Here is a 25,259-nt window from a genome sequence, read left to right as displayed (position 1 = left end):
GCGATCATTGCCGAGGCCAATACTGGCATGAAAACCCTGAACATGCTTGGCGATACCGCTGAGAAGCTCAACTCTTTCAAGGAAACCATCGACCTGATGGCTGATGGCAAGCTCGACGTCACAACCTACCAGCAGAAGTATCAGACCAACAAAGACGCGATGGGGAAGGCCGCTTCTCCACAAGATCTCCAGAAGATTAACCAGCAGATCGATGCCGACTATCAGCAGGCTGCTACCCAGTTCAAAGAAGCGATCCCGATGATCACTCAATCCAAGATCAAGGATCTAGAAACCAGGCTCGACAAGCTCAAGCAGAACAAGGTCGAGACAAGCAACTATCAGAAAGAGCTCGATGAGCTCAAGAGCATGCAGCAAAATACCAAATCGGTTGAGCAATATAACACCTTTGCGAAAAAGGCGTCAACCTTGCAGAACGCAATGAAGTTCGATCTGCTCAAGGTTGATACCAAGCTGTTGCTGAACCAGTATTATAACGACGTCGAGAGCTATGGCAAAAAGGAGACCTACCACGACCCAAATGATGGGCAGACCTATCCGCTGAACTTTGGCTATCAGCAGCATGGACTGGGCGAGGATCTGGAGCGGCTCTATAACGAGGCAACTACCTATGAAGCAATGCAAAACGCCTATACCGAGATCAGCAACGCCATTTTCCATCAGCAGATGTCCTATGAAGACTTTAAGGACTCAACGCCGTTTGATAAGCCTCACAACGCCGATCTGAAACTGATGGAGCGCTACAAAGTGCAGAACGATGTGGTGATCGTGGTCTCCTTCTCACAGCAGGCGCTTCGTGTCTATCAGAACGGGAAAGTCATCTATGCAGTCCATATCACCAGCGGACGCCCTGAGCTGCCAGCAGTACCGGGCTTCTGGAAGCCGTTGCTGCGTGATACAAACATGGTCTTTAAATCTCCTTTCCCGAAGGGCTCTCCCTACTGGTACGAGGACACTCCGATCAACTATGGCATCCTGTACCGCGATGGTGGCTACTTCCTGCATGACTCGCCCTGGCGTCTGGACTATGGCCCGGGAACTCAGTTCCCGCATACCGATTCCGGTGGCGCAGCCAGTGCCAGTTCTGGCACTCACGGCTGTGTGAATATGCCAACCGAGCAGATGCGCTGGATCTACGAACACACCGACTACAATACCCCGATCATCATGTACTAACGGCAACAATCCACCGGAGGGATAGGCGTTTTCGCTATCCCTCCTATCTTTTTGCCTTCCTTCCACACAGCACCCCCTAAGATCGATCTTTTTTCTATTCACCTCCTGTTTATAATGAACCAAAGAGCCAGAGCACGGTAAGAAGGATAAAACGATATGATCTCAAAAACAAATACAAGATATATCAATGTATTGCGAGAACGTTTTCTGCAGATCATCGCTCTTCTTCTTCTTCTCGGGATTCTGGGAATCGCTCTCCTCAACGGCTGTGGGAGCCCCTCGGCGCTTCAGAATCAGGCCGAGGCAAGCTATCTCAAGCTGGAAACCGCCATCACAACCGCTCGTTCAGCGGGCGTTTCGGAACAGCAGCTCGCGCCAGTCCTCTTACGCAAGCAACTGATTATTGAGCAAGCGCCCATGACATTATTTCAGACACAGGTCTATCACGAGTATTATCATAGATCCATCGAAGAGTATGCTCAGCTTCAAACAGAGGTACAGCGCATCCTCCAGCAAGCCACCATCCAAGCACAGCGGCAGGCACTGCAAGATCTTCAGGCTCTTCAGAGATCGCTAGAAGGAGCGCAGCAGCGAGGTTTTCCAGTCAACGGGCTGCAAGAAAAGCTCAAACGAACACAACAACAAAGCCTGCATGCGCAGCTTCCTCGCGAATTCGCAGCGATCAGCGCAGAGGCACAGCGCACAAACAAAGTGCTTACCCTTCTCCCGGAGAACCGCCGTCTTTTTCAGGAAGTACAGGGAGCGCTCTCTATAATGCAGAAGGCTCATCTAAACACGGAAGCAATCCAGAAACAGTACAAGAGCGGACAACAGCTTTTCGCACGGCAGGACTCGCCTGAGAGCATTCTACAGGTTCATCGTCTGCTCACAACAACGCTCAAACAGGCGAAGGAACAGGCACTTCAGGCACTTCCCTCGCTCACCACATCCAGTCTGCAAGCGCTGGAAACCGACATCAACGCCTTTCAGCATTACGGAGGCGATCCAGAACAGTACACACGCTGGCTGAGAGAAGATTGGAAGGCGGTGCCCACAATCAGCACCTATGAGGAATACAGCAGCTTTGCACAGAAGGTCCAGGCTCATCAACAGATTGTTCATCAGGCGCTCTTACGCCAGGAAGGAGACTATCGGCTACAGCAATTGAGCCAGGATATCACCACCTGGGCCAGCATGCATCCCTGGTATAACGGCTATGACGGTGGCTTATACGATCTCAACGCGGGCTACATGGAGCAGGGCGTCTTCTCTGACTTACGTCATGCACTTGCGGACGCACAGACGGATGCAGAGCTAGCAAGAGCCCTTCAGGACATCAAAAACGCCCAGTTTAACCATCAGTTGCTCAAGGAGAACTACAGGGATAGAACTCCCTTCGATCAACCACATAACACAGATAAGCAAGCGCTTCTCTATTATGGTGTTGAACAAAAGCTCGTCATCGTTGTCTCCTTCACAGAACAAGCCCTCCGCGTCTATCAGCAGGGACGGCTCCTCCGAGCGTTTTATGTCGCAACCGGACGCCCGGAACTCCCCTCATTACCCGGTTTCTGGCCCGTTTTACAACGGCTTTCGCCGACAAAGTTTACCAGTCCCTATCCCCCGGGCTCACCATACTGGTACCCTGATACCCCGATTAACTATGCCATTATGTATCATCAAGGGGGCTATTTCATTCACGATACCGCCTGGCGTGGCACCTATGGTCCCGGATCACAATTCCCGCATCAGGATGCGAGCAGGAATCAAACTTCAGCAGGTACCGGAAGTCATGGCTGCATTAACTTGCCAGTCGAAGATATGCAGTGGCTCTATCAGCATACCAACCAGGACACAGCCATTATTATCTACTAAATCCATTCTACTGGCTTCTTGTGAGGCTTTCAATCCTGCGGAGAGACAATCGAAGGAATAACTTCGGTTGTCTCTTTTTCTCGCACCACTTGCAATTTTCCGCTTTTTCAACGTAAATAAAGGAGAGAAAATACCAAAAGAAAAAGATCAGAGGGACGGTATGCGTCAGGTAACATCAATCCGGCAGATACCACTAGAAATCATCGGGGCAGCAACAGCTTATCGATTAGGTATGCCGGAAAAGATCTTCAGTGGCAAACCGGAAACACTGCGTTACCCTATCATCGGTTCACTCTGCATTGTGCTTGGCATCGTCTTTATCGCCACATTCTTACTTACCTATCAGCTCCTGATGCCGTCGTGGCCGCTCTGGCAACTGCTGCTATTACCTCTTATCGGGTTTGCCTGGCTGGCACTGGGAGGCTGGATTCTCTTTGCCCCTGCCTTTTATCCACGCACCTACATCTACGTCTGCCCGGAAGGATTAATCGTTTCCACCCGGAAACTGGATATTATCCGTTGGGATCAGATGGAGCGGCTCTGGAAGCAATTTCGCCCGCCAGATCTCTATGCATACAGCATCCGCAGAAGCGACGGAGCACGATTTGAATTCACCCACGAACTCAACGATATCACCAGCCTCGGAGCGCTGATAGAGCACGAGATCACACTGCGCTTGCTCAAACGCGCCATCTCTGCCTATCGAGCGGGTGACACTATCTCGTTCGATGCATTACTTGTAAACCGAAAAGGGATTGCCATCCCGGCGCGTCGCCTCTTTCTTTCCTGGGAACAAACCTGGAAGCTCGAAATCACGGAACAGGATGTGCTGCTCTATCAAACGGGACACAAAGAGCCACAGGCACGTCTCAAAGCGGCTCGCATCCCGAACCTGAATATTATGTGCGAGCTCATCACTTATGCACAACGAGAACACGCGCTACTTCAATATCCACATATTCAGGCGTACAACACTGGAAGCGAGCTCGATTTTGGTCCGCTGGCGATCAGCAGACATGGAATCACGCTCTATCAGGCGGGTATCACACTTCCCTGGGACGAGATCAAAGGGGTGAATCTGGGGGAGGAAGATTTGATGCTAGGACGCAAAGGCACCGAACAGGAATGGTTCGCATTCCCTCGCTGGATGCTCCACCATCTTGATGAGCTGAGCGACCTGCTTCGCTATATCGAGCTCAGACAGCTCGGGTGACCGCTACAAAGAGCAATCACCCGCAGAACTTGCTACTGAAGCGCTGGTAGCTTCCAGGCACTCACAACCGGTAACTGTCGGTAGAGGTATGCACCGGTTACGCCCGAGCGCCAGCTTTTCGTTTGGCGTAGATCGCTGACAAACTCCTGTTGCAGATCGATACCCGTCGCTTCCCAGATCAGGCTAATTGCCCGGCGCGCAAAGGCGATACAATTTCGTGGCTCGATGCGGTCTAGATCCTCGAAGAAAAAACCACAACTGGTAAAACTACACTGGATATAATACTGTGCCTCTAACAACAACCGCGTGTGATGCATATCCTCAGCGGAAGGTTGCTGTCTGCCATATTGTTTCCAGAAGTGCTCTTCTGAGATCCAGCCATTACGCAACGACAGGTACGCATCACGAGCGCCCCAGGGATCATGCAGAGCTGCACCGGCCCGCTGCTCAAACACTCGGTCGGCCCGCTCTTCCAGCCGGTTCAATGCCTCACGTAGCGGCTCCTTCCAGCGACTGTCACCCTCTGTACACGAGCAGCCGGTACTCCAACGAGCTACGCCGTGTCCACAACTCCACGCACTGGGAACCTTCAATTGCACCTCTTTTTGAGCGGGATGCATCAGCATAAAGCGCTCGGGCGTACAGATCTCAAAGCCATGCTCTGGCGCACCATGCCGGATCAGGTAGGACAGAAACTTATCACGCCAGGGCTTATGATGCCCGTAGAGCTCGCCATCCGTTGCAATCAAGAGCATTTGTGCCTCGCCAGCACGTTGTTTCTCCTGCACCACCTGGGCAGGAAGATGGGTAGAGGCAAACACATCGGCATTGCTTGTGAGATTCCCATCAAACGAGACGCCACCCGAAAGCGGAGCATTGTAGAAAAAGACCGTCATGGTGCGTCCGGAAGGCAACTGTACAAGATACGGTTCGGTCGGGTCAATGGGCGTCGCTACCTGCCAGGGGGCCAGAATAGTATATGTGATTCCCTGGTCTGCCATAATATCCAGACTTTCAAGGTCAATTGCCGTTTCAGCAAGCCACATTCCATGCGCCGGATGCCCGAACCGGTGCGCAAAATCCTGCAACCCCCAGAGAATCTGGGTGCGCTTGTCACGGGCATTTGCCAGCGGAAGGATAGTATGATTATATGCCTGTGCCATTGCATTTCCGACGCCGTAACGTTGATAGTGCTGCCGATCTGAGTCCAGAATCAGCCGATAGACGTCAGGGTGGGTCTGTTCCAACCAGGCCGCCAGCGTTGGCCCAAGGTCAAAACTGATAGCAGCGAAATTGCCCGCTTCAGCATTCGGACGATAGCATTCAGCCGTAATCTTTTCATTGAAATTTTTAAAAGGAGCAGCATCTGATTCAATAGGAAGAATATGTGTAAAAGGATCTTCACGAGGCGGCTGATAAAAATGTCCATGCAAGCACAGGTAGACGGAACCCGGGTGAGTTTGAGACATGGACTCCTCAGCAGCGATCTGTTCTATCATAAACCACCTTCACCAGAAAAACAGGGGTCAGGCATGCGCGTAGCAAGCAACAAAAAAACAACTTACAAGAATGATAACAACTCTCTCGGAGAGCGGCATCAAGCATAGAAACATACGTTTAAGCAACAAGGGCAGGCGCAAAGCCCCCATTCTGGCCATTCTTGTCGGATATACTCATCCTTATTTCTAGATACGTGTAGAGCAGAGGTATAGATGCACGAGAGGGAGCAAAGGTTATCTTTGCTCCCTGATCAATAGTAAGGATAAGACCAGGTTCCCCAATGTCTCCTCTAAGGGCATACATCCTGCTGATTTCAGGCACTTATGCCACTGACCTGCCCGCTCTGAAAACCGTTGATGAACTCCTCATAGGCGGCACGCAGCTTGGGGTAGCGCAGCAGGAATACCCCGGCATATTCGGTTGTCAGGGCACGAGGCTGACGCAACAGACGCATATTGACTTCTTTGAGCAACCGGCTTCCCTTCTTTCCGTTGCAGGCCCGGCAGCAAGCAACCAGGTTTTCCCAGGTGCTCTTTCCGCCTCGCGAGCGCGGAATGACATGATCCAGAGTCAGATCACGAGAGTGCTTGCCGCAATACTGGCAGGTCTCATCATCGCGCAACAGGATATTGGCGCGTGTGGGTTGCAGCGTCATACGAGGCACACGAATATTAGCCAGCAACTGAACAATTACCGGTCGCTCAAGCTCAAGGCGTCGAGCTGCAATGCTCTCTTCGATCAACTGACGAACATTTTCGTCTAGAAACGTCACCTTATGTTTTGATAACAGTACAATCAGGCGGCGCTCAGTGATGACCGAGAGAGGTTGTAGTGAGGAATTCAGCACAAGAACAGGCATGAATACTATCCTTTCCTCTCTGTCAGAGACGACCCAATCGCAGACAGCGAGGAACAAGGACTGAGGGGAAAAAAGGAGTACTGACAGGGAGCATTTTCCCCCGGTCCCTCAGCGTTTTCGCCGTCTGTAACGTCCAGGTGGATAAGTACAGGTATCCTTTGCACGTCCAGGGGAGCCAGGCAATGCAGGGAGTCCGCTTCCCTGTAGACAAAAAGCGGCCTGAGAAGGGAACAGGGAAAAAGCGGGATACACCTGTTTCCAGAAGGATGAATGTATCTGGAGATCCTGCATTGAAGGGGGGAAGCGCCTTAAAAAGGCAAAAAGACACATGCTATGGTTAGACCTCATTGATTGTAGGCTTGTCTGAACCATTTCACCCCTCCTGGGGAGCATGTGCCTATCCTGGTCGGGGTGAGAGGACTTGAACCTCCGACCTCAGCGTCCCGAACGCTGCGCGCTAGCCGACTGCGCCACACCCCGGATTGACTCCATGCAATGACACAACGCACTGCACTTATCCGCGCAATAGATCCACAAACACTCTATCACAATCAAGCTTTTGTTTGCTTCTCCATTGCTCATCGCTAGTATAGCATACTCCCATACTGCTTGACAATAGGTATACAGGCAATCCGGGAAAAATTCTCATAAATCTCGCTGCTGACGTCAGAAGAGGTGTTCCCTCGCACCCTTTCCGCTTGCTATTGTTGCAAGATACGTTTTACCAGCTTTTCAGCAAGTTCAAATGAATAGTTCTGTCCTCGATCATGCGGATACACCTGAAACATATTCGCCATCCAGAGGCCCGCAAGTGGCGTTTCCAGTGGAGGAATATGCTCGCGATAATCCGTGGTCACAATTGGTTGCGCATATGGGGCCTGGAACATCCAGCTTTCCGTGACCCACTCAGGCTGAAACGCAGGAACCAGCCGTTGCAGATGAGGTAGAAACGCAGCCAGCACCTCCTCTTTCTTCATCGTAAAGAGCGGGTCATCCATCGCGCGATAATTGCCCAGATAGATCAGATGCCGACCGCCATACTCTGCCGGAGAACGATAGTTTGTATGTTCAACCAGGGCCATAAAGGGGTAGCCGGGATCGCAGATATTAATCCAGTAGCTATCATCCGTCAGGCGTCGATCCAGCGCCAGGATCAGACAATGTGCTCCGTAGGCAAGCCCCCAATCATAGCGCTTGCGATATGCCTCCGGTAAAGCGGGAATCAGCCGAAACGTCAGGCGTGTGGGAAGCGTCGAAATAACACCATCAAAGGTCCATGCCCCCTGGCTCGTCCTGACCTGCCAGCGCCCATCCTGCTGTTCAACCTGCTCAACCCGCGTCTCTAATAAGAGCTTCCCCCCGGAAGCCACAATCAGTTCAGCCAGCCGATCATAGAGAAGCTGAAAGCCCCCCCGCAGATAGCCGAGCTCTGTTGTGCGATCATGAAAACGCGCCCAGAACCAGGGCAGGGCAATCTGATCATACAACTTGCCAAATTTTCCCTGAAAAAGCGGCTGAAAGACCGTCTCATATGCCCGTTTTCCCATCCAGCGCCGCAGCCAGGGATCAGCCGTCTGGCCTTCCAACCATTCGGGTCGAGCCACTTTTAAGAAAGCGGCAACAACGCCCATACGAAGCCGCTCATCAAAGCGCAACGGCTTGAAACGAAGCAAGGTCAGTGGCGAATCTAGCTGATGCAGCTTTCCCTGTATCAGGCTGACAGTGCGGGGACGGAGCCATTCCAGTCGCTCGCGAAGTCCTATCTCCTCAATAATTTTAATAATCGTTTTGTCCGAACGAAAAATATGGTGATAGAACTTTTCCAGCCAGGTATCACCGACTTGAAAGCCAGAGGCCAGCCCACCAGCCAGTGGCTCCTGCTCAAAAAGCATTACCGAATGTCCCGCTTGCAACAAGCGATACGCGGTCATCAACCCTAATGCACCACCACCAAGTACAGCATATTCCATGCTTCAGAACCCTTTTTTCACTATCATTGCTTGTTTTCCTGACTCTCTATTCTAGCATACTTTGTATGGGAATAGGACAAGCAGGTACTAAAGCAGAGTGATCACCCTGACCTGAATTTACACATCGCCCCAAAGGCCATATACTGGCAAATGAAATGAAGAAAGAAACAGGGGATATATAATGGATGCAGTGCTCCATCTGCTTAGATGCCCGATTTGCGTCACCGAACTGACACATCATGAGAAGAGCTTGCGCTGTGTACATGGGCATAGCTTCGACATTGCACGAGAAGGTTATGTTAATTTGCTGCGGAAAAAGGCCGGTATGGGTGATAGCAAAGAGATGCTTCAGGCGCGTCGTGCCTTTCTGGAAGAAGGATACTACGCTCCGCTTGTCAAGGCGCTTCACCAGCAACTTGAATCCATCTCAGAGCAGGAACAACGCCCGCTGACAATGCTGGATGCAGGCTGCGGCACTGGCTATTATCTGGCACACCTGCAAGCTGCGCTTCATACAACAACCCTCGGTCTGGGCTTTGATATCTCAAAAGAGGCCATTCGTCTGGCCGCTCGCCAATACCGCGAGACGTTCTTTTTTGTTGCCAACGTCAAGGAGCATCTGGTACTTGCGGATAATGCTATCAATATCCTGCTCAACATCTTCGCGCCCCGTAATATCCCGGAGTTTGCTCGCGTGCTGGTTCCCGGGGGCTTGCTCGCAATCGTCATTCCAGGCGAATACCATCTTCAAGAGTTGCGCGACGCATTGCATCTCCTCTCCATTGAAGAGCAGAAGCGCCAGCACATTCTTGAGCAATGCGCTCCATACTTCCAACTTGAGGCAACTCAGGAAGTGACCTACCGCCTGAGTCTACCCCATGAGAGCCTGCTTCAATTGCTCATGATGACACCAAATTATCATCATCTCAACGAAGAGCAGTATCGCGCCATCCGGCAATCAGGCTCTCAAGAAACGACTGCTGACTTTCTCTGTCTCATCTTACGGAAACGCTAATAGACCACCAGCAGGATGATCTATGACATATAACCAGCGTCCATCAGGTTGACGTCTGACAATCTCAGCAGTTACGCCTCGCACAAGTATTGTCTCATTCTCAAGGATCTGGAATTCTGCCTGTAGCAAGGCAATATCTTCAGTGACAAAGGCGTATCGATTGATTGACACCATACGACCGGGCAACTGTAGCAAGCGGCACAGATCGTCTCGAATCGCGGCCAGGCCAACATGAGGAACGCCTTCGGGTGAAACAAGGCAGGCATTTGCTTCATAAAGCGAAAGCAGATTCTCGATCTTGCCAGAATTGAAAGCCCGCGCAAAAGTGCTATTCATCTGTTCTGGTGAGGTGACAATAAAAGGATCTGACATAGCAACTTCCTTTCTCTGACGATTTCCCAATTTCAGATTGAAAGTATGTGCGATAATGCGTGAAGGCACAAGTACGCAGAAAATGCTGCCATAGTCAGCTCAAACTGACTGGCTGGTAGTGAGGAGAGATAGTAACATGCCCTATGAGCACAGTCTTTATGGGTGTCCGGTTGATGCGACACTAAACGTCATTAGCGGAAAATGGAAACCGCAGATTCTCCGCTTGCTGTTTCAAGGGACCCGGCGTTTCGGAGTGTTACAGCGCAGCATACCCGGGATTTCGCGGCACGTTCTGACAACCCAATTGCGAGAACTGGAACAAGATGGCATCATCCAGCGCACAGTATTCGCGGAAGTGCCCCCCAAAGTAGAATACTCGCTTACAGAGTTCGGCAAAACACTGGAACCCGTTCTGACAGGACTTCTGACCTGGGGAGAGCATTATATCCAGCAACAGGACAAACAAAAAAGCGCCACCTGAAGCGGAGACCGATCAGATGGCGCAACCACACACCAGATTACAGAAAAGGTTATTCTTCAACGGCTCCTAGCGTGCGCAGCATTGCTTTTTGAGCGGACGATAGACCTGTTATGCCCTTGATAATCATGTTCTCATAGGGACGCTCACTTTGTAGCGACCGCAAGCAATTGCCTGTTTTCACATCCCAGAGTTTAATTGTGCCATCATAACTACCGCTGGCAATCATGTCACCAAACGGGCTGTATGAAATCGAATAGATTCGGCGAGCATGCTCAAAGCTTGCCCAGATCTGTTGGTTCTCCTTCCAATCCCAGAGCCGAACACTGTTGTCATCGCCTCCGCTGGCAATGTAGCGGCTATCAGGGCTGAAGGCAACAGACCAGATCCAGAGGGTATGGCCTCGCAATACCCGTATACACTCACCTGTCGCCACAGACCAGATCCGGATAGTCCTATCATCACTACAGCTTGCCAGCAAGGTTCCATCCGGGCTAAAAGAGACTGAACGTACTCGCTTGGTATGACCATGCATCTCAAAGAGACAATGATAGTCAGGGATATCCAATTTCCAGACACGCACTACCGTATCTTCACCACCGGCTGCAACCAGATCACTGCCTGGTGCAAACGCAACAGACCAGATACGGCTTAATCCCTGCTGGACAATCCCCAGACACAGGCCAGTCTCCACCTGCCAGAGCCGCATAGTCTGGTCATCGCTTCCACTAACCAGCAAGGAGCCATCTTGATTAAAGGCAACCGAGCGCACCCAGTTCGTATGCCCGGCCAGCGTGCGAATACAGTAACCGGTTCTGGGGTCCCAGATACGAATAGTCTGGTCATCACTACCGCTGGCAAGCAAGTTTCCTTTAGGACTATACGCAACGGTGTAAATCCAGGTGCTATGCCCCTGCAAGGTTCTCAGGTTCCGGCCAGTCTCTACATCCCAGATGCGAACGGAGCGGTCATCGCTGCCACTGATCAGTTTGGTGCCGTCTGAACTAAAACTAACCGCTCGAATACGACTACTGTGACCCTGTAATGTTTTAAAGCATAGCCCATCACCGGTATTCCACATTCGGATGGTTTGATCGTCACTGCCGCTGACCAATGAATTGCCAGAAGCGCTATACACAATTGACCAGACACGATTCAGGTGACCATGCAGTGTATGAACGCACTCACCACTCTCAATGCTCCAGATACGGATAGAGCGATCATCACTGCCACTGGCGACCATACGCCCATCAGGTGAGAACTTTACCGGCCAGATGCGCCCGGTATGCCCGGTAAATACACGGAGCATTTCGCCGCTCTCGATGTCCCAGATGCGCACAACCTGGTCTTCACCGCCACTGGCAAGCAAGCGTCCATCCGGGCTGAAGGCAACCGAGTTGACACGTCCCTTATGTCCCTGAAAGACATGGATACACTCGCCGCTCTCAATGTCCCAGAGCCGTACTGTATAGTCGCTCGAAGCAGAAGCAGCAAGCCGGCCATCAGTACTTCTTGTAACGCACCAGACACGGCTTGTGTGTCCACGAAGCGTTTTGAGGCAATCACCGGTGTATACGTTCCAGAGCCTGATTGTCATATCATCGCCAGCACTCAACGCTTGCTTCCCATCCGGAAGAAACACAACGCTGCGAATTCGGTTCTCGTGTCCATGCAAGATACGTAAGCACTGCGTGGTACGAGTATCCCATAAACGAAGCGCCTGGTCGTCGCTTCCGCTCAGCGCAACCGTTCCATCTGGACTGATATCGACTGAACGCACCCAGTCCTCATGCCCATGACACACCCCTAATGGGGCACCAGAGTGCGTGTGCCAGAGTCTCACTTCTCCATTTGCGGTACCAGCCACCGTTAAGGTTTCATCGGCCCCTAGAGCAATAGAGAGAATACTACCAAACGTATCTGTAAACACACAGTTCTCTAACTGGGCATAAGAGAAATCGACCTTTTGCAGATATGAATCACGGAGGTATGCATTCCGAACACACAGATTAGAAAAGTCATATCCGGTTAGATCAACTTTCAATTGGATTAAGAGATTGAGTATATTCCCTGCTGCATACTCCGGCGTTTGCGGGCGCTTCTCCCGCAAATATGCAAGCATGTTCCGGAGCTTCCGTTCACACTCAATCTTGCCAAAAGAAGTCAACAATAGCTTGATCACCGGTTCAAGGAAAAGACGAACCTGGTTATTTCGGATATGATCTTTTGCCTGCGCTTTTATCAGAGCATGACTTGCCAGAATTTCAAATTCCCCGTTCTCAATTTCCTGGCAGACTTTCGAAACCAGAACATCAGTGACATACTCCATAATCACCGGCTGAAGTGTGAAACGAGCTCCACTGCTGCTCTCGATCATTGAGCGATGCCGCAGAGAATCCAGAGCGCTTAATAACAAGCGTTTAGGTACAGGGCGTACGATATCGCGGGAAATGTCTTTCAAGGATACAGGCTCACAGGCAAGTGCAAACCAGTAGATCAGCTCGCGCTCCTGGGCAGATAAGCGATGGAACTGTCCATCTATCAGATCATAAATATCACCGATTACAGCTCCGCGCTCAGCAAGAAACTCCGCAATCTCCCCTCCAAACAGCTCGCTAATTGGTCCAGCAGCCAGTTTGAGAGCAAGCGGATTACCGGAATACATCTGGACAAGCTCATTGAACTCCTCCTCGGTTCCGATCAGGTTCCGTTCCTGCAAAATCAAGCGGCCTTCCTCTAGACCAATACCGGAGAGGTGCCAGACCCGTACCTCATTTCCCTCTAAGGCTTCAACCTCCACAGGTAATTCACGGCTTGTTAGCAAAACACAACTTTGCAACGAACTATTCGAGCCAACAAAATGGAATAGCTCACCATAGCCTTCATATCCAGCCTGATAAGAACCATGCCCCTGCTCAAGGCTCGTTGCGCCAAGTTGAAGGCCACTCTTGAGAATCGTTTCTATATTATCCAGCACCAGCAAGCAGCGATGATTTTGTAAATATTTGCCGAGAAGCCTGATCCGCTCCGAGAAGCCCTTTGGCAGCTCAACGCGTTCTTCTCCAGCTAAAAAGCGGATACAATCATTCAGGTATTCGTCAGGAGGCAGAGCATTTTGTAATGTCCGCCAATATACAAACGCAAACTGGCTCTTTACCTCCTCTTTGAGGCGAGTAGCCAGTACTGTCTTGCCGATGCCCCCGATACCCAGAAGCGTGACAACTCGGCAGCGATCATGTACCAACCACTTACGAAGTTCTATCAGTTCGCTCTCACGCCCATAGAAAGTATGCAGGCGTGGCGCTTCATCAGCATACTCGACGAATGAACGTGCAGGCTTATTGCCGACCTCAGGAGCATTTGCCTCTTTTTTTGCCTGCACTACCAGCGGTTCGAACTGATCGCTTTTTACGCTCTGTTCCTTCCGCATATTATCCGGGGAACGTTCATCACGTGATAGCGTGCCTGAACGCATCCCAAGAGCCTCTTCATATGCTCTGATCAGCTCCAGTGAGGGTTGACCATGCCCGTTCTCAACGGAGGAAAGACGCCCTTTTGTATAGCGAATCAACTGTGCCATTTTTGAGAGCGAGATGTTTTTTTCTTGACGCGCTAGCCGCATTCTAGCCCCAATGGCATTCTGTTCTGTCGAAACCTTTTTCTCTTTTCTACCCATGGTGCTTATTCCTCCCACTTCAAAGTATAAAACAAACTTGAGAAAAACAAAATAGTTTTCCCGGGTAAAATACAATAGTTTTATAAAACAAAATAGTTTTCTCAATATAAAAACTATACAGAAAAATATTGCAATTTACCGTTCTTTTATGTTATTATTGTTTTGTAATCGAAAGAAACAAAGAAACAAAGAAAAGTGGGTACTACCGGGGTAAAAAGATATTTTTTTCTATACTAGAAGACGCTTCAGTTTTTCTTCTCAAAAATAAAAGGAGAACAACAATGTCAGGAGCCAGCCCCGTAAGCCTCAATACATATAATCGCTTTCTTGAAGCACATCTTGTCTATATCCGTGAGCAAGTCAGCCTGAATGTTCAGATCTACTTTCGGGGCTGCTCACCGGAAATCTTGAAATGGCTTATCGACGATATCATGCAGGAGCTGCTCATTAAGTTATGGCAGACCCTTCAGCGGCAAACCATTGAGAATCCCCGCGCGTATATCAGGATCGCGGCCCGTCACGAAACCATTTCGCATCAGCGTAAACGAAAACCCGTTTACAGACTGCATACAGACGACAATGGAGAAATCTATCAAGGAAACCTGATCGGTCACTATAACAGCATTGAGCCTGACCCGGGAGAAATTGTTGAACAGGAAGAAAACTTGCAACAATTCCTGGAAGCTTTGATTGACGCCATTCAAAAGCTCCCTCCTATTCAACGGAAAGCAATGCTCTGCTCATTAAAAACGCGTATTGACAACCCGATCCCATTGAGAGAGGCATGCAACAAGCATAACATCAACCTGGATGCAATACATTGGCCAGCTAATCCACGCGAGCTACAAAAAATTCGTGCATCGGTCACAATAGCCAGGAAAAAGCTGCGTCTTGTTCCTGCATTGGCAGGGAGCTGATACCGATATTGAAAATTGTTTTCATCAGAAAACAATTCAATAAAACAATAGACATTATTAAGTTGAAGTCAGGGATACTATAGTATATAATAAAAACAATTATTTGACTTGTACGTCATAAAGAGAGGGAGCACTCCCATGTTACAAGAAGAGAAAAACTACAAAGATGTAGAGTCTCACGTTAAAATAGAGAAAGGCGTACTACGGGAGCTTTTTTCCAAAGAAGCTGCTCTCAGAGAAGAGGCTTTCCAGAAGCTTCATTCCCGGCTTGGGCCCTTACACGAAACCTTTGAATGGTTCTTGCAGGCAGAAAAGAGCATTCAACCCCCAGACACAGAACAATTAAAGAAGCTCTTCGATTCCTGTAGCGATCCTGATAGATCACCAGAAGAACTACTGGAAACCCTGTACGCGCTGGAACCCGGCAACAGTATCGGCTTTCAACAGATCAACATGCTTGTCGATCACTTACGGGGGCGCGTCTGGAACTATGCCAGAGAAAAATACTCCTTGCAGGTGGAAGAGATCGAACCACACGACCACGTTTTTGGGAGTGGTGGTGACTTCTGTAAAACACTGCATGCCAGCACAGCAGCAGCTATTGTCGCTTCAACATTTATTCCTATCTGCAAAACAGGCACCTCAAATGTCACCTCCTGGCATGGAAGCACCGAGGCAATGACAACGCTTGGTTATACACAGCTACCCGTTCATACAGCAGATATCAACCGCGAGCTAGCACAATCTCGCTTTGCCTTTATTCCGCTCTCTGCTCTGGGTTTCCCCTACTCTCCAAACTTACGGCAGGCCCGTAAAAGACTCTGGGAACAGGCAAGCAAGATACTTAAGGATCGACAAGAGGCAAAAAAGCTTTCCTGGCAAAAGACAATCAGAACAACACCTATTCCAATGGATATCTTTAAGATTGTCTCGCCAAACGCACAGGTATTGAAACCCAGACATCATAGTACTGGCGTATGTAGCCCTTATATGCTCCCATATGTGCTTTCTCTCTATCTCCATTTGAACAGTCAGGGAATCATTGTTTTCAGCTATGACGGCATCGATGAGTTTTCTACCGCATCCAGTGAGCCGGGTGCAAACAACCTGGTCATCCAGGTCCGCGAACATGATGTTCTCATTCTGGAATGCGGTCCCGAAGCGCTTGGGCTCAAACGCTCCCGCATAGAAGATATCTCGGAAAAAGACCTTGAGACGACACGTGATGTCCTTCAGAACATCTTTGCTGGCAAGGAGGAAGGCGCCAAACAGGATTTCATTGTTGCTAATGCAGCCCTGCTTCTGGTCGCGAATGGATACAAACAGCGGACAGAGGAACACGAAGAAGCACACGAGGAGAAAAGTTTACAGGAACAACTATGGAACGCAGTTACCCGCGTACGGGAAGCGATTCAACATGGTGAAGTTAAGGAGCACTTCGAGAATGTGCTGCATGCGCATTTTCAGCCAGTACTGTAACCATTTCGCAGGACTTATCTTCCTTTTCTTATGCTTTATCCACCAGCAGAGGACTATGAACAGGAGCTCTCTCTTATTGAACTCGTTCATAGTCCTCCGTTGTTGGATATGTTTTTTAGGGAAGTGCACTGAGTTCCTTGATCGTTTTCAATGCCTCTTCTCGATGCATTTCAGCATCAAACTGCGAGTTAAAAATGTGGCGTATGATCCCCTGCTTATCAATCACATAAGTAACACGCCCGGGAATTAAGCCAAAGGTTTTGGGCACATTATAGCGCTTGCGCACCTCTCCCCCTTTATCGCTCAACAACAAAAAAGGAAGCTTGTAGCGCTCACGAAAGCGTTGATGCTCTTCAACCGAATCCGAGCTGATCCCGATGACCTCGGCTCCTGCCTGCTTGAACACCTCATAGCTGTCACGAAACGCACACGCCTCTTTCGTACAGCCGGGGGTATCATCTTTCGGATAGAAGTATACAACAACATATGTCTTCCCCAAAAAATCGGAGAGTCGTACCATTTCTCCTGTCGTTGCAGGAAGCGCGAAATCAGGTGCTTTATCACCTACCTGAATCTTTGAGCCCATACTTCTCTGCTCCTTTAGTTCGCAGTCATTTCCTCACGGACACGCTCGACAACCTGCTTGAGTACCTCATAGGGCTGAGCACCCGAAACCAGATACTTTCCAGCAAAGATCAGCGCGGGTACAGCCTGCAAACCATATTCTTCAGCCTGTTGATGATCAGCCCAGACAGCCGCAGTGTAGTCTGTCTCTTCTTCCAGCGCGCCGAGGAAGGCATCGCCATCCAGACCCACACTGATTGCAAGCTCTCTCAGTACCTGCATCTCCCCGATAGGTTGGGCATGCCGCCAGTAGGCATTCATCACAGCTCGATGATATGCATCGCCTTTGCCCTGCGCTTCAGCATATTTCGCTCCAACCAGGGCAGGCAGGCTGTTTGTGCCAAAGGGACCGGCATTGATCTCGATCCCATACTGTTCACGAGCCATCTGCTTGAGGCGTCCCTGCATACTTTCGATCTGGGCTCTCTTCTCGGGAGAGATGGGAGGTGAGCCAGGAGGATGTAATAAAAATGAGTGCCACTGCACTGTCACGTTACATTCTTGTTTGAGCTTCTCCAAACTGGAGGCTACGAGAAAACAAAATGGTCACACAAAATCGGACCAGACATCAATGTGCACTGGTAAAGTCATGCTTCTCTTCCTTTCGATAAGTAGCTTACACTATTCTAGCACATTGATGCAGAGAAAGATCAGTGGCCACCTCCCGTTATCTGTAGGCCGATCACGCCTGCAACGATCAAGACAATAGAGAGCAGCTTAAGCAGGTCACGCGACTCACCCAGAAACAGAATACCTATCAGGACAGAGCCCGCTGCGCCAATACCAGTCCACACTGCGTAGGCCACCCCTACCGGCAATGATTTGACCGCCTGCGACAGCAGATAGAAGCTCAAAACGGCAAATGCAACCATCCCGATACTGGGCCAGAGCCGGGTAAAACCCTCGCTCAATTTCAAAAAGTAAGCCATTGCAACTTCAGCAAAACCAGCAATAACAAGGAGTATCCAGGCCATAAGGATTATACCCTCCATTCCTCTTACCTTCCCAATTACTATACCGTCTGGACGGTACATTGTCAAGGGAAGGAAAAAAGCCAGCTTGTTTCTGGCTTTTCTCGGAGAAAAATTTTTTATCCCTGGCGAGAAAGGGATGGAAGGTCCGTCCTCACCATAGTATCGAACAAGTGATGCAAGGTAGCCTCGGGATCAGTACAGAGGCCACAATGCACCGCGGAGGGCTGAATAATGGTACTGCGCGGCGAAACCAGCCAGTGAAAGCGCTCAGACTGGGAGAGCGCAGCAATAGGCCCTCCAGCAGGATCGCCTGCTCCAATGCGCGCCATTGTATCCAGATGTTCCTGTACGCCCTCAACATCAATATGAGGAGCTAACGCCAGCAAGCGCTGGCGATCCAGATGGACCAAAACACCGAGAAAGCGCAAGGTGCGGCTGAATACAATCACGCCCACATTGATACGTTCACCTCGCTCCACCGAGGGCACGACACGGATTAAAGCATAATCATACGAGTTGTGCTCTGGCATTCAGCCCCTCCTGAACAAAGATTTCCGAGTGTTCAAGCCGTTCCAGCAGGTACGATACATACGCTTCCCGATGCATCTCAGGATCGGGATACTGGCTATCACCCTCAAGCCATGCAGTCGGAATCATCTGCGCGATCGCCTCAAGGACCTCCCGTGAGAGGAGCGCTTTCATTCTTGCATCAGCCTCTTGCAATTGGCTTGCGAGCGGCAAAAGCACATGATCTTTAATCGGGCGGAACGGAGAGCGGCAGAAGGCCTGATACACCGAACCGCTATGATGGAAGTAGAGCGCAGCACCATGATCGATCAAGAAAGGGCGTCTATGCCATAACAACATATTGGTATTGCGCGGTGTCCTATCAACATTAGTAACATAGGCATCAAACCAGACAATAGCCGAGGCAAGCTGTGCGTCTACCTTTGTGCGATCATTGGCATCAAACGGCAACGAGCCCGGCAAGAAATCCAGACCGGCGTTCAACCCCGCGCTCTTCTTGATAAGCTCCTGAATCTCGTAATGCGGTTCAGAGCGCCCCAGAACCGGATCAAGTTCAAGTAACACAATTTCAGGGATGGGTAAGCCTAACGCCCGCCCGATCTCTCCGGCCAGCACCTCGGCAACCAGCGTTTTCGCGCCCTGAGCGGCACCCCGAAATTTTAAGACATACATCCCATCGTCATCTGCTTCAACAATAGCCGGCACTGATCCTCCCTCACGCAAAGGAGTCACATACCGTGTTGCAGTTAAAGTTCGTAGCATTTATCTTTTCCAGTAGCTTTGAAGAAACGATTTCGGCTTTTTCAATCATACTCGAAAGAGGAGGCGAACACAACAGCAGAGGGTGCCCTGATCCTCTCCACTATTCCGCTTTTCTTCATCTGTCTTCCACCACTGTGCCCTTTTCGCTCTTTTCTACAAAAGATCGAGGCGCAGGAAGCCAGATATAGAGCCATGCGGCCCCTTCAAAAGCAGCCCATAGGTCCTATACCATCTGTGCTACTTTTCCTCTGTTTCAACACTATAAGCGTAAAAATGGTATCATATCCGCAATCCAGATCCAAAAAAGCCCTTTTACGGAATTGAGAGCGCGCGACTCCCCTCTAGCTCACAGGAGAGTCGCATTTGTCTTTCAGAGAGCCTAGAGCTATCAGCACACCATGCTGACAGTTGAGAGACAGAGTGTATCGCTTTATTGTCACTTATCGAGGTAGAAAGAAGCACTATGACGAACGACATGACACTTCTTCACTCATCTGAACACCAGCATCAAGCCCTATCCAGCCAGCCAGTAACGCTTGAGGACGGTCGAAACGATACCGTCGTTTCAGGACAATCACAGATCACGCTGAAGAGCGGCGATGCTTTTCTGGTAGCAGATGTGCACGGTGATCTCCTCGCCTCATACCCGGAGATGGGATTATACTGGCATGGGACCCGTTTTCTGCGCACCTGTCAGCTCTACCTGGAAGGCCGCCAGCCTATCATGCTTTCCCACCATATTGCCAACGAAGGAGACGCCTGTCAGATTGACTCCACAAACGCGACCCTGACCATAAATAATACCCCCATCGAACAGGGCGAAATCCATATCAGTCGTCTACTGACGTTGCAGCCAGAACAACTCATACAAACTATCACGATCACCAGTTTCAGCCCGCAGCCGCTTCCTGTCACCATCAGCTTCAAAGTCGATACAGATTTCAGCGATATCTTTGAAGTGCGTGGAAGCGTGCGCCCGGAAAAAGGGACCTTACAACCGGCCTTTATTCAGGACTCCACCTTGCACCTTCCCTATCTGGGACGGGATCACATCCAGCGCGAAGTACAGCTCCACTGTACGCCGGCTACTCCCCATATAGCAGAGCAGGTGATCCACTGGCAACTTCTCTTACAGCGTGGGCAGCCAGTCGAGCTTCAGCTTCGCGCCACAATGCATGAGGAAGTCAAAAAGCATTCCATCAAGTCTGTTGCTCTCCCTGCGATGCATACCATTGCTCAGCCAACAGTACGTACTGATGATCTTCTCTTTAATCGTCTTCTCTTGCGTGGCATGCATGACTTGCAGATGCTCAGCACCATTACGCCCCATGGCTTCTATCCCTATGCGGGCATTCCCTGGTTCTCCTGCCCATTCGGGCGCGACGGGCTGATCACCTGCCTGCAATTTCTCCCCTGGTATCCAGAGGTCGTGAAAGGCACGCTACAGTTTCTGGCCGCGCATCAGGGCACCAAATTCGATGATTTCACCGACGAAGAGCCCGGGAAAATGCTTCACGAAATGCGCACCGGCGAAATGGCGAACTGCCGAGAGATTCCCTATATTCCCTACTATGGAAGCGTTGATGTCACACCGCTCTTTCTGATTACGCTTGAAGGCTATATCCGTTGGACCAACGACACCGACCTGCTTGAGCGGCTCTGGCCCAACGCTGAAAAGGCAGCTTGCTGGCTGCGAGACTATGGCGACAAAGATGGAGATGGCTTTGTTGAATACCATCGTGCGCGTGAGACAGGGCTGGCCAATCAGGGCTGGAAAGATGCCTGGGACGCTATTTCTCATCAGAACGGGCGCCTGGCAGTCTCCCCGATTGCCCTTTGCGAAGTGCAGGCCTACACATTCGCTGCCTATCGTGCGATGGGATACCTGGGAAGCCGCCTGGGCAAACAGCAAGAGGCAACCTACTGGGAACAGCAAGCGCGGAAGCTTCAGGAACACTTCTTACAGCGCTTCTGGTGGGAGGAGGAACAAACACTCTATCTTGCATTGGACAAGGAGAAAGAGCCCTGCGCGGTCGTTGCGTCCAACGCGGGTCAGTGTCTCTGGACGGGCATCCTCCCCAAAGAGCAGGCACAGGCAGTCATAGCACGACTGATGCGTGAGGATATGTTTAGCGGTTGGGGCATTCGGACGCTCTCAACCACCGCTGTACGTTACAATCCGATGAGCTACCATAATGGCTCCATCTGGCCGCATGATACGGCTCTGATCGGTGCAGGATTCGCCCGCTATGGGGCGCGAGAAGAGGCCGCAACCCTGCTCTACAGTCTTTATCAGGCAAGCCTGTTCTTTGAGCATATGCGCCTGCCAGAGCTTTACTGTGGGTTCTCGCAGCGTCCGGGATTTGGTCCGACGCGTTATCCCGTTGCCTGTTCCCCTCAGGCATGGGCAACCGGCGCCCCCTTCCTGCTCCTCACCTCTCTCCTGGGTATGACAGCCGATGGAGAGCAAGGACGCCTCACCCTTGAACAGCCTGTGCTACCACCCTGGCTGAATACGCTTGAAATCAAGGATCTCTATCCGGGGGCACGGCAGGTCCACCTGCACCTTCAGCGCAAAGGCACGACTGTGGAGGTATTTCCGGGCACCCAGAATGAAGTAGAGATTGAGTTGCTGTAGACAATCAGGGTGAGAAAGGAGATTCCTTCTCACCCTGATTTCTATTTGACAAGCTATCAGAGATGAGACATAGTGAACCCAGGAAACGAAAAAAGATGAAGACAGAGAGTGACGTGATGACAACAACAGCATTGCAATCAGTTCTGAAGCAGAAACCACTCGGCCTTGTGTTTGATATAGACGGAACACTCAGTCCCATCGCGCCCACACCAGCCGAAGCGCGTTTGTTTCCGGGCATTGACACACGGCTCCGTGAGCTCTCACGCTATGCAAAGATCGCTATTCTGACCGGTCGGGCCGCAAAAGAAGGCGCAGCAATGGTCAATGTTGAGGGGCTGACCTATTTTGGAACTCATGGTCTGGAATGGTGTAACGGCCTTCCTTCCCCCACCAATCTTGTCGAAATCGTGCCAGAAGCGAAAGCCTATATTGAGCCGGGTAACCGCATTATGGACCTGGCCGAACGGGAACTGGCAAACGAGCCGGGCATTCTCATCGAGCGAAAACAGCTCGGTGGCACCATTCACTATCGACTTGCCCCCGACAAGGATCATGCTCGCCAGCGTATCCTAGACGTTGTCGAAGGACCGGTCGAGCAGGCACATATGCGTCTGGGATACGGCAAATTTATTATTGAGGTTCTTTCCCCCTTGAAAGTGAACAAAGGGGTGGCGTTACGCAGTTTTGCGCAGAAAATGGATCTGCGAGGAGTCATCTTTGCAGGAGATGATCGAACTGATCTGGACGCAATGGAAGCGGTATCTGAGCTGAGAGAGGAGGGGATCAGCGGTCTCTCTATTGCTGTTCAACATCACGATACACTTCCCGCACTTCTCAATCAGGCAGATCTTGTCGTCCAGGGTGTGGAGGGTATGGCTGCAACACTACAGGGGATACTGGAGTACCTCAAGCAACTGAACGGTTCTCGCTAGCTTCGGGCTACCCACTCTTCGGTAAGGACGCAAATTGTTTGCGTCCCCCGAAGGCAGTATTGGACTTAGCTGACATTTGCAACGATATTACCGGAAGCATCTCTCTGAACCGTATCAGCTTTTTTCGCCTGCGAGGCTACTGAATATTCAAGCAACTCGTTAATATCGCGAATCTGCCTGGCCAACCAGGCATCAAGATTATTCCGTTCCACAGACTGCCTTACGAACGTGGCTTTTGCATGTCGCTCTTCCTCGGGCAACATCAACGCTTTATACAATGCCTGTGCAGTCTCAATCACGTCAGTCGGGGAGGTTGGAATAGAGCCCTTACCCAACTGCTGGAATGCCCCAACAGTACGGGAGAGAACAAGCACACCATCGCGCTGATTCACTACAGGGCCTTCTTTTGCTACCAGGTTCATACCATCAATGATTGGATTCACCAGAAGGACATCATAGTACTGCATTGCCGCCAGAGCACGCGCGCGGTCGTTCCCCGTAAATGCCTGAATTGGTGTCCAGTCATCTGAGCCATATTTCTGATTGATCTCATCAATAATGGCCTGTACCTCTAATGCAGTGCGGCGATAAATGGGGAGAGATTGGCGTGAAGGAACCAGGAAAGCCAGAAACGCAACTTTTCCATGCAATTCCGGGTGCTCTTCCAGCAGCAGATCATAGGCCTGGAAGCCACGAAGTATATTTTTTGTCGGTTCGATACGATCTACGCGCATAATATTATATTCGCGTAAATACTGCTGTATCTCTTTCGCGGCACGCTTTCCGGGAGCACTGTTCACAACACGGCGCTCCTCTGTCACAGAGATCGAAATGGGGTAAGCGCGAGCCTGAGTGCGATGTCCCTGCCACCAGACAGCCCCTTCTTCAAAGTCAACAACGGCCCCATCCAGGATGGTGCGGGCTCCTTCAAGGAAATTGCGTGCATCACGTTCCGTCTGGAAACCGATAATATCATTGCCAACCAGACCGCTATAAATGGCCTGCGCAATATTACTTGGCAAGAAGTGCCAGCAGCGAATATCGGGCCAGGGAATATGAATAAACTGCTGCATAATGATCGAAGGATGTTTCTTCCGAATCATCGAAGAGACCAGATAGAGATGGTAATCCTGAAGCATCACCACGGGCAGGGAGTCCTCACGCTCGATCTCTTCAACTACAGCCTCAGCCAATTCCCGATTGGCCTCACAATAGCCATTGGTCCAGGCATCCTGGAGCTGTCGAATGTTACTCTGATAGGGATCATACATGTAGTGCTGTAAGAACCAGAGCACCTCATTGCTGATCTTGTCATAATATTTCCGGTACACGTTCTTCTGGACAGGCACATAATGAAGTTTCATGCGATGTCCTCGCACCGGAGAAGGCAAAACGCCTCCATGTTGCTGCATCTCGCGAACCGCAACCCTGTCGCCCTCGGTCATCGTCACAGCAACCCAGGTTACATCCATACTTTTCGCAATTTCGATTAAAGCGGTGACCATCCCACCAGCACCGCGACGCGCCTTGAGCGATCCATCCTGACTAAGTTGGAACTCGACGGGACCACGATTTGAAGCGATAATAAGGCGACGAGCATGCATCAACTGCGGAGGAGCGTCCGTCGTCGTCCGCGTGGGCATAGCATTTCCTTTCTAACAGGTGCTTACTGTTGTTTGTTCTATGACCGCCAACGACGCTTCAATACAGAAGCGAGCTGATGCAAGAAGCATTCTCTTGAAACGGTCTGCTACAGTCTTACACCGATTTACTTACTACGGCGTTACGCAAGGCACCATGTGTAATGTTACCATATGATGAAGTGTAATTACCAGAATTCGATTTCATCAACTGCCTGTAGTCCTTGCATTCCATACCCATAGTAATCGATTGCGTATAGTGTGCAACGATTTCGACAGTACAAATACACACTGGAAGGTATCACTTTATGATACGAATCGATGGTCACATTTAGACTCAACAACACACAGGACCACCGCAGGCCATCATTTAAGATTACGCAGCAAGGTCGTTTCTGGTTGAATCCCGGCATTCCGCGTGCCCTGATGCCGCATCATACCCTGGCAAGCATTCCACCATACTTAAAGGAAAGATTCGCCAGCATGTGAACACAAATCGAAAAACGCATATATGCTTTCTCCATCTTTTCTCAATCCACCTGCTCTCCCCGTTCTGCCCTGTTGCTCCTGTAACCGCTTCTTCTCTTTTTCCTGCTCTCTACCAATATATACC

At 50.5% G+C, this 25,259-nt stretch carries 20 protein-coding genes, 1 tRNA gene and 1 pseudogene; 10 read left to right on the top strand and 12 right to left on the bottom strand.

Annotated elements, in window-relative coordinates:
- The 3 genes from EI42_RS20735 to EI42_RS20725 all read left to right on the top strand — a co-directional run.
- Window positions 1-1,194 (top strand): L,D-transpeptidase (locus EI42_RS20735; RefSeq protein ID WP_146505397.1); only part of this gene is annotated, 1,194 nt, incomplete at its 5' end.
- A gap of 156 nt (window positions 1,195-1,350) precedes the next feature.
- Window positions 1,351-3,069 carry a L,D-transpeptidase gene (locus tag EI42_RS20730; protein WP_111324548.1) on the top strand — a complete coding sequence of 573 codons (1,719 nt, stop codon included), beginning with the start codon at window positions 1,351-1,353 and terminating at the stop codon, window positions 3,067-3,069.
- 160 nt (window positions 3,070-3,229) lie between these two features.
- On the top strand, window positions 3,230-4,282 hold the full coding sequence (locus EI42_RS20725; protein WP_137686153.1) for a DUF6585 family protein: 1,053 nt from the start codon (window positions 3,230-3,232) through the stop codon (window positions 4,280-4,282).
- A gap of 32 nt (window positions 4,283-4,314) precedes the next feature.
- Here the strand turns inward: EI42_RS20725 and EI42_RS20720 are convergent, their stop codons facing one another.
- From EI42_RS20720 to EI42_RS20700, 4 genes are all read right to left on the bottom strand, one after another.
- Window positions 4,315-5,781, bottom strand: a complete 1,467-nt coding sequence (locus EI42_RS20720) for a DUF3536 domain-containing protein (protein ID WP_111324546.1) — start codon at window positions 5,779-5,781, stop codon at window positions 4,315-4,317.
- Between the two features lie 314 nt (window positions 5,782-6,095).
- Window positions 6,096-6,641, bottom strand: coding sequence for an HNH endonuclease (locus tag EI42_RS20710; protein WP_111324544.1), 546 nt, complete (start codon window positions 6,639-6,641; stop codon window positions 6,096-6,098).
- A 403-nt stretch (window positions 6,642-7,044) separates the two neighbouring features.
- A tRNA-Pro gene (locus EI42_RS20705) sits at window positions 7,045-7,121 on the bottom strand.
- A gap of 221 nt (window positions 7,122-7,342) precedes the next feature.
- Complete coding sequence (locus tag EI42_RS20700) at window positions 7,343-8,611, bottom strand: NAD(P)/FAD-dependent oxidoreductase (protein WP_111324543.1); 1,269 nt, start codon at window positions 8,609-8,611, stop codon at window positions 7,343-7,345.
- 181 nt (window positions 8,612-8,792) lie between these two features.
- On the opposite strand from EI42_RS20700, the gene EI42_RS20695 reads away from it, so the two are divergent.
- Window positions 8,793-9,626 (top strand): putative RNA methyltransferase, encoded by an 834-nt coding sequence (locus tag EI42_RS20695; protein WP_111324542.1) that lies wholly within the window; start codon window positions 8,793-8,795, stop codon window positions 9,624-9,626.
- Here EI42_RS20695 and EI42_RS20690 read toward each other — a convergent pair.
- Window positions 9,612-9,998: a YybH family protein gene (locus EI42_RS20690; RefSeq protein ID WP_211326281.1), complete on the bottom strand. Its 387-nt coding sequence runs from the start codon at window positions 9,996-9,998 to the stop codon at window positions 9,612-9,614. The genes EI42_RS20695 and EI42_RS20690 overlap by 15 nt on opposite strands.
- A gap of 136 nt (window positions 9,999-10,134) precedes the next feature.
- Here EI42_RS20690 and EI42_RS20685 point away from each other — a divergent pair, with 136 nt between their 5' ends.
- On the top strand, window positions 10,135-10,479 hold the full coding sequence (locus EI42_RS20685; protein WP_111324541.1) for a winged helix-turn-helix transcriptional regulator: 345 nt from the start codon (window positions 10,135-10,137) through the stop codon (window positions 10,477-10,479).
- A gap of 49 nt (window positions 10,480-10,528) precedes the next feature.
- Here the strand turns inward: EI42_RS20685 and EI42_RS20680 are convergent, their stop codons facing one another.
- Window positions 10,529-14,098, bottom strand: coding sequence for a WD40 domain-containing protein (locus EI42_RS20680; protein ID WP_346268197.1), 3,570 nt, complete (start codon window positions 14,096-14,098; stop codon window positions 10,529-10,531).
- Window positions 14,099-14,433: 335 nt separating this feature from the next.
- Between EI42_RS20680 and EI42_RS20675 the strand changes: the two genes are divergently transcribed.
- Together EI42_RS20675 and EI42_RS20670 are read left to right on the top strand one after the other, a co-directional pair.
- Window positions 14,434-15,069: an RNA polymerase sigma factor gene (locus EI42_RS20675; RefSeq protein WP_111324539.1), complete on the top strand. Its 636-nt coding sequence runs from the start codon at window positions 14,434-14,436 to the stop codon at window positions 15,067-15,069.
- 138 nt (window positions 15,070-15,207) lie between these two features.
- A complete protein-coding gene (locus EI42_RS20670; protein WP_111324538.1) occupies window positions 15,208-16,548 on the top strand; it encodes a hypothetical protein in 1,341 nt (446 codons plus the stop codon).
- Window positions 16,549-16,663: 115 nt separating this feature from the next.
- On the opposite strand, the gene EI42_RS20665 is transcribed toward EI42_RS20670, so the two are convergent.
- The 5 genes and pseudogenes from EI42_RS20665 to EI42_RS20645 form a co-directional block, all read right to left on the bottom strand.
- Entirely contained in the window at window positions 16,664-17,134 is a 471-nt protein-coding gene (locus tag EI42_RS20665; RefSeq protein WP_111324537.1) for a peroxiredoxin, read from the bottom strand.
- A 14-nt stretch (window positions 17,135-17,148) separates the two neighbouring features.
- Window positions 17,149-17,706, bottom strand: a pseudogene (locus EI42_RS20660) (DsbA family oxidoreductase); the annotation flags it as partial.
- Window positions 17,707-17,822: 116 nt separating this feature from the next.
- Complete coding sequence (locus EI42_RS20655) at window positions 17,823-18,146, bottom strand: DMT family transporter (protein ID WP_111324535.1); 324 nt, start codon at window positions 18,144-18,146, stop codon at window positions 17,823-17,825.
- A 116-nt stretch (window positions 18,147-18,262) separates the two neighbouring features.
- Window positions 18,263-18,676, bottom strand: coding sequence for a DUF3037 domain-containing protein (locus tag EI42_RS20650; RefSeq protein ID WP_111324534.1), 414 nt, complete (start codon window positions 18,674-18,676; stop codon window positions 18,263-18,265).
- A complete protein-coding gene (locus tag EI42_RS20645) occupies window positions 18,654-19,436 on the bottom strand; it encodes a HipA family kinase (RefSeq protein WP_111324533.1) in 783 nt (260 codons plus the stop codon). The genes EI42_RS20650 and EI42_RS20645 overlap by 23 nt, the downstream gene beginning before the upstream one ends.
- 463 nt (window positions 19,437-19,899) lie before the next feature.
- Here EI42_RS20645 and EI42_RS20640 point away from each other — a divergent pair, with 463 nt between their 5' ends.
- Together EI42_RS20640 and otsB are read left to right on the top strand one after the other, a co-directional pair.
- On the top strand, window positions 19,900-22,074 hold the full coding sequence (locus EI42_RS20640; RefSeq protein ID WP_111324532.1) for an amylo-alpha-1,6-glucosidase: 2,175 nt from the start codon (window positions 19,900-19,902) through the stop codon (window positions 22,072-22,074).
- 116 nt (window positions 22,075-22,190) lie between these two features.
- A complete protein-coding gene (gene otsB, locus EI42_RS20635; protein WP_211326280.1) occupies window positions 22,191-23,006 on the top strand; it encodes a trehalose-phosphatase in 816 nt (271 codons plus the stop codon).
- A gap of 65 nt (window positions 23,007-23,071) precedes the next feature.
- Here the strand turns inward: otsB and EI42_RS20630 are convergent, their stop codons facing one another.
- Window positions 23,072-24,649, bottom strand: a complete 1,578-nt coding sequence (locus EI42_RS20630; RefSeq protein ID WP_111324530.1) for an alpha,alpha-trehalose-phosphate synthase (UDP-forming) — start codon at window positions 24,647-24,649, stop codon at window positions 23,072-23,074.
- Window positions 24,650-24,967: 318 nt separating this feature from the next.
- Between EI42_RS20630 and EI42_RS33395 the strand changes: the two genes are divergently transcribed.
- Entirely contained in the window at window positions 24,968-25,135 is a 168-nt protein-coding gene (locus EI42_RS33395) for a hypothetical protein (RefSeq protein ID WP_211326279.1), read from the top strand.
- Window positions 25,136-25,259: the final 124 nt, after the last annotated feature.

The organism is Thermosporothrix hazakensis (assembly GCF_003253565.1).
In the GTDB taxonomy this organism is placed as follows: Bacteria; Chloroflexota; Ktedonobacteria; order Ktedonobacterales; family Ktedonobacteraceae; genus Thermosporothrix; species Thermosporothrix hazakensis.
Note: the sequence above shows the minus strand (reverse complement) of the source record. Positions and strands in the feature narration are given on the sequence as shown.

Coding starts and splice junctions, on each gene's coding strand:
- EI42_RS20695 (WP_111324542.1), top strand. CDS start 8,793: ATGGATGCAGTGCTCCATCTGCTTAGATGCCCGATTTGCGTCACCGAA.
- EI42_RS20630 (WP_111324530.1), bottom strand. CDS start 24,649: ATGCCCACGCGGACGACGACGGACGCTCCTCCGCAGTTGATGCATGCT.
- EI42_RS20665 (WP_111324537.1), bottom strand. CDS start 17,134: ATGGGCTCAAAGATTCAGGTAGGTGATAAAGCACCTGATTTCGCGCTT.
- EI42_RS33395 (WP_211326279.1), top strand. CDS start 24,968: ATGGTCACATTTAGACTCAACAACACACAGGACCACCGCAGGCCATCA.
- EI42_RS20690 (WP_211326281.1), bottom strand. CDS start 9,998: ATGTCAGATCCTTTTATTGTCACCTCACCAGAACAGATGAATAGCACT.
- EI42_RS20710 (WP_111324544.1), bottom strand. CDS start 6,641: ATGCCTGTTCTTGTGCTGAATTCCTCACTACAACCTCTCTCGGTCATC.
- EI42_RS20700 (WP_111324543.1), bottom strand. CDS start 8,611: ATGGAATATGCTGTACTTGGTGGTGGTGCATTAGGGTTGATGACCGCG.
- otsB (WP_211326280.1), top strand. CDS start 22,191: ATGACAACAACAGCATTGCAATCAGTTCTGAAGCAGAAACCACTCGGC.
- EI42_RS20670 (WP_111324538.1), top strand. CDS start 15,208: ATGTTACAAGAAGAGAAAAACTACAAAGATGTAGAGTCTCACGTTAAA.
- EI42_RS20720 (WP_111324546.1), bottom strand. CDS start 5,781: ATGATAGAACAGATCGCTGCTGAGGAGTCCATGTCTCAAACTCACCCG.
- EI42_RS20730 (WP_111324548.1), top strand. CDS start 1,351: ATGATCTCAAAAACAAATACAAGATATATCAATGTATTGCGAGAACGT.
- EI42_RS20675 (WP_111324539.1), top strand. CDS start 14,434: ATGTCAGGAGCCAGCCCCGTAAGCCTCAATACATATAATCGCTTTCTT.
- EI42_RS20725 (WP_137686153.1), top strand. CDS start 3,230: ATGCGTCAGGTAACATCAATCCGGCAGATACCACTAGAAATCATCGGG.
- EI42_RS20655 (WP_111324535.1), bottom strand. CDS start 18,146: ATGGCCTGGATACTCCTTGTTATTGCTGGTTTTGCTGAAGTTGCAATG.
- EI42_RS20680 (WP_346268197.1), bottom strand. CDS start 14,098: ATGCGGCTAGCGCGTCAAGAAAAAAACATCTCGCTCTCAAAAATGGCA.
- EI42_RS20685 (WP_111324541.1), top strand. CDS start 10,135: ATGCCCTATGAGCACAGTCTTTATGGGTGTCCGGTTGATGCGACACTA.
- EI42_RS20645 (WP_111324533.1), bottom strand. CDS start 19,436: ATGCTACGAACTTTAACTGCAACACGGTATGTGACTCCTTTGCGTGAG.
- EI42_RS20650 (WP_111324534.1), bottom strand. CDS start 18,676: ATGCCAGAGCACAACTCGTATGATTATGCTTTAATCCGTGTCGTGCCC.
- EI42_RS20640 (WP_111324532.1), top strand. CDS start 19,900: ATGACGAACGACATGACACTTCTTCACTCATCTGAACACCAGCATCAA.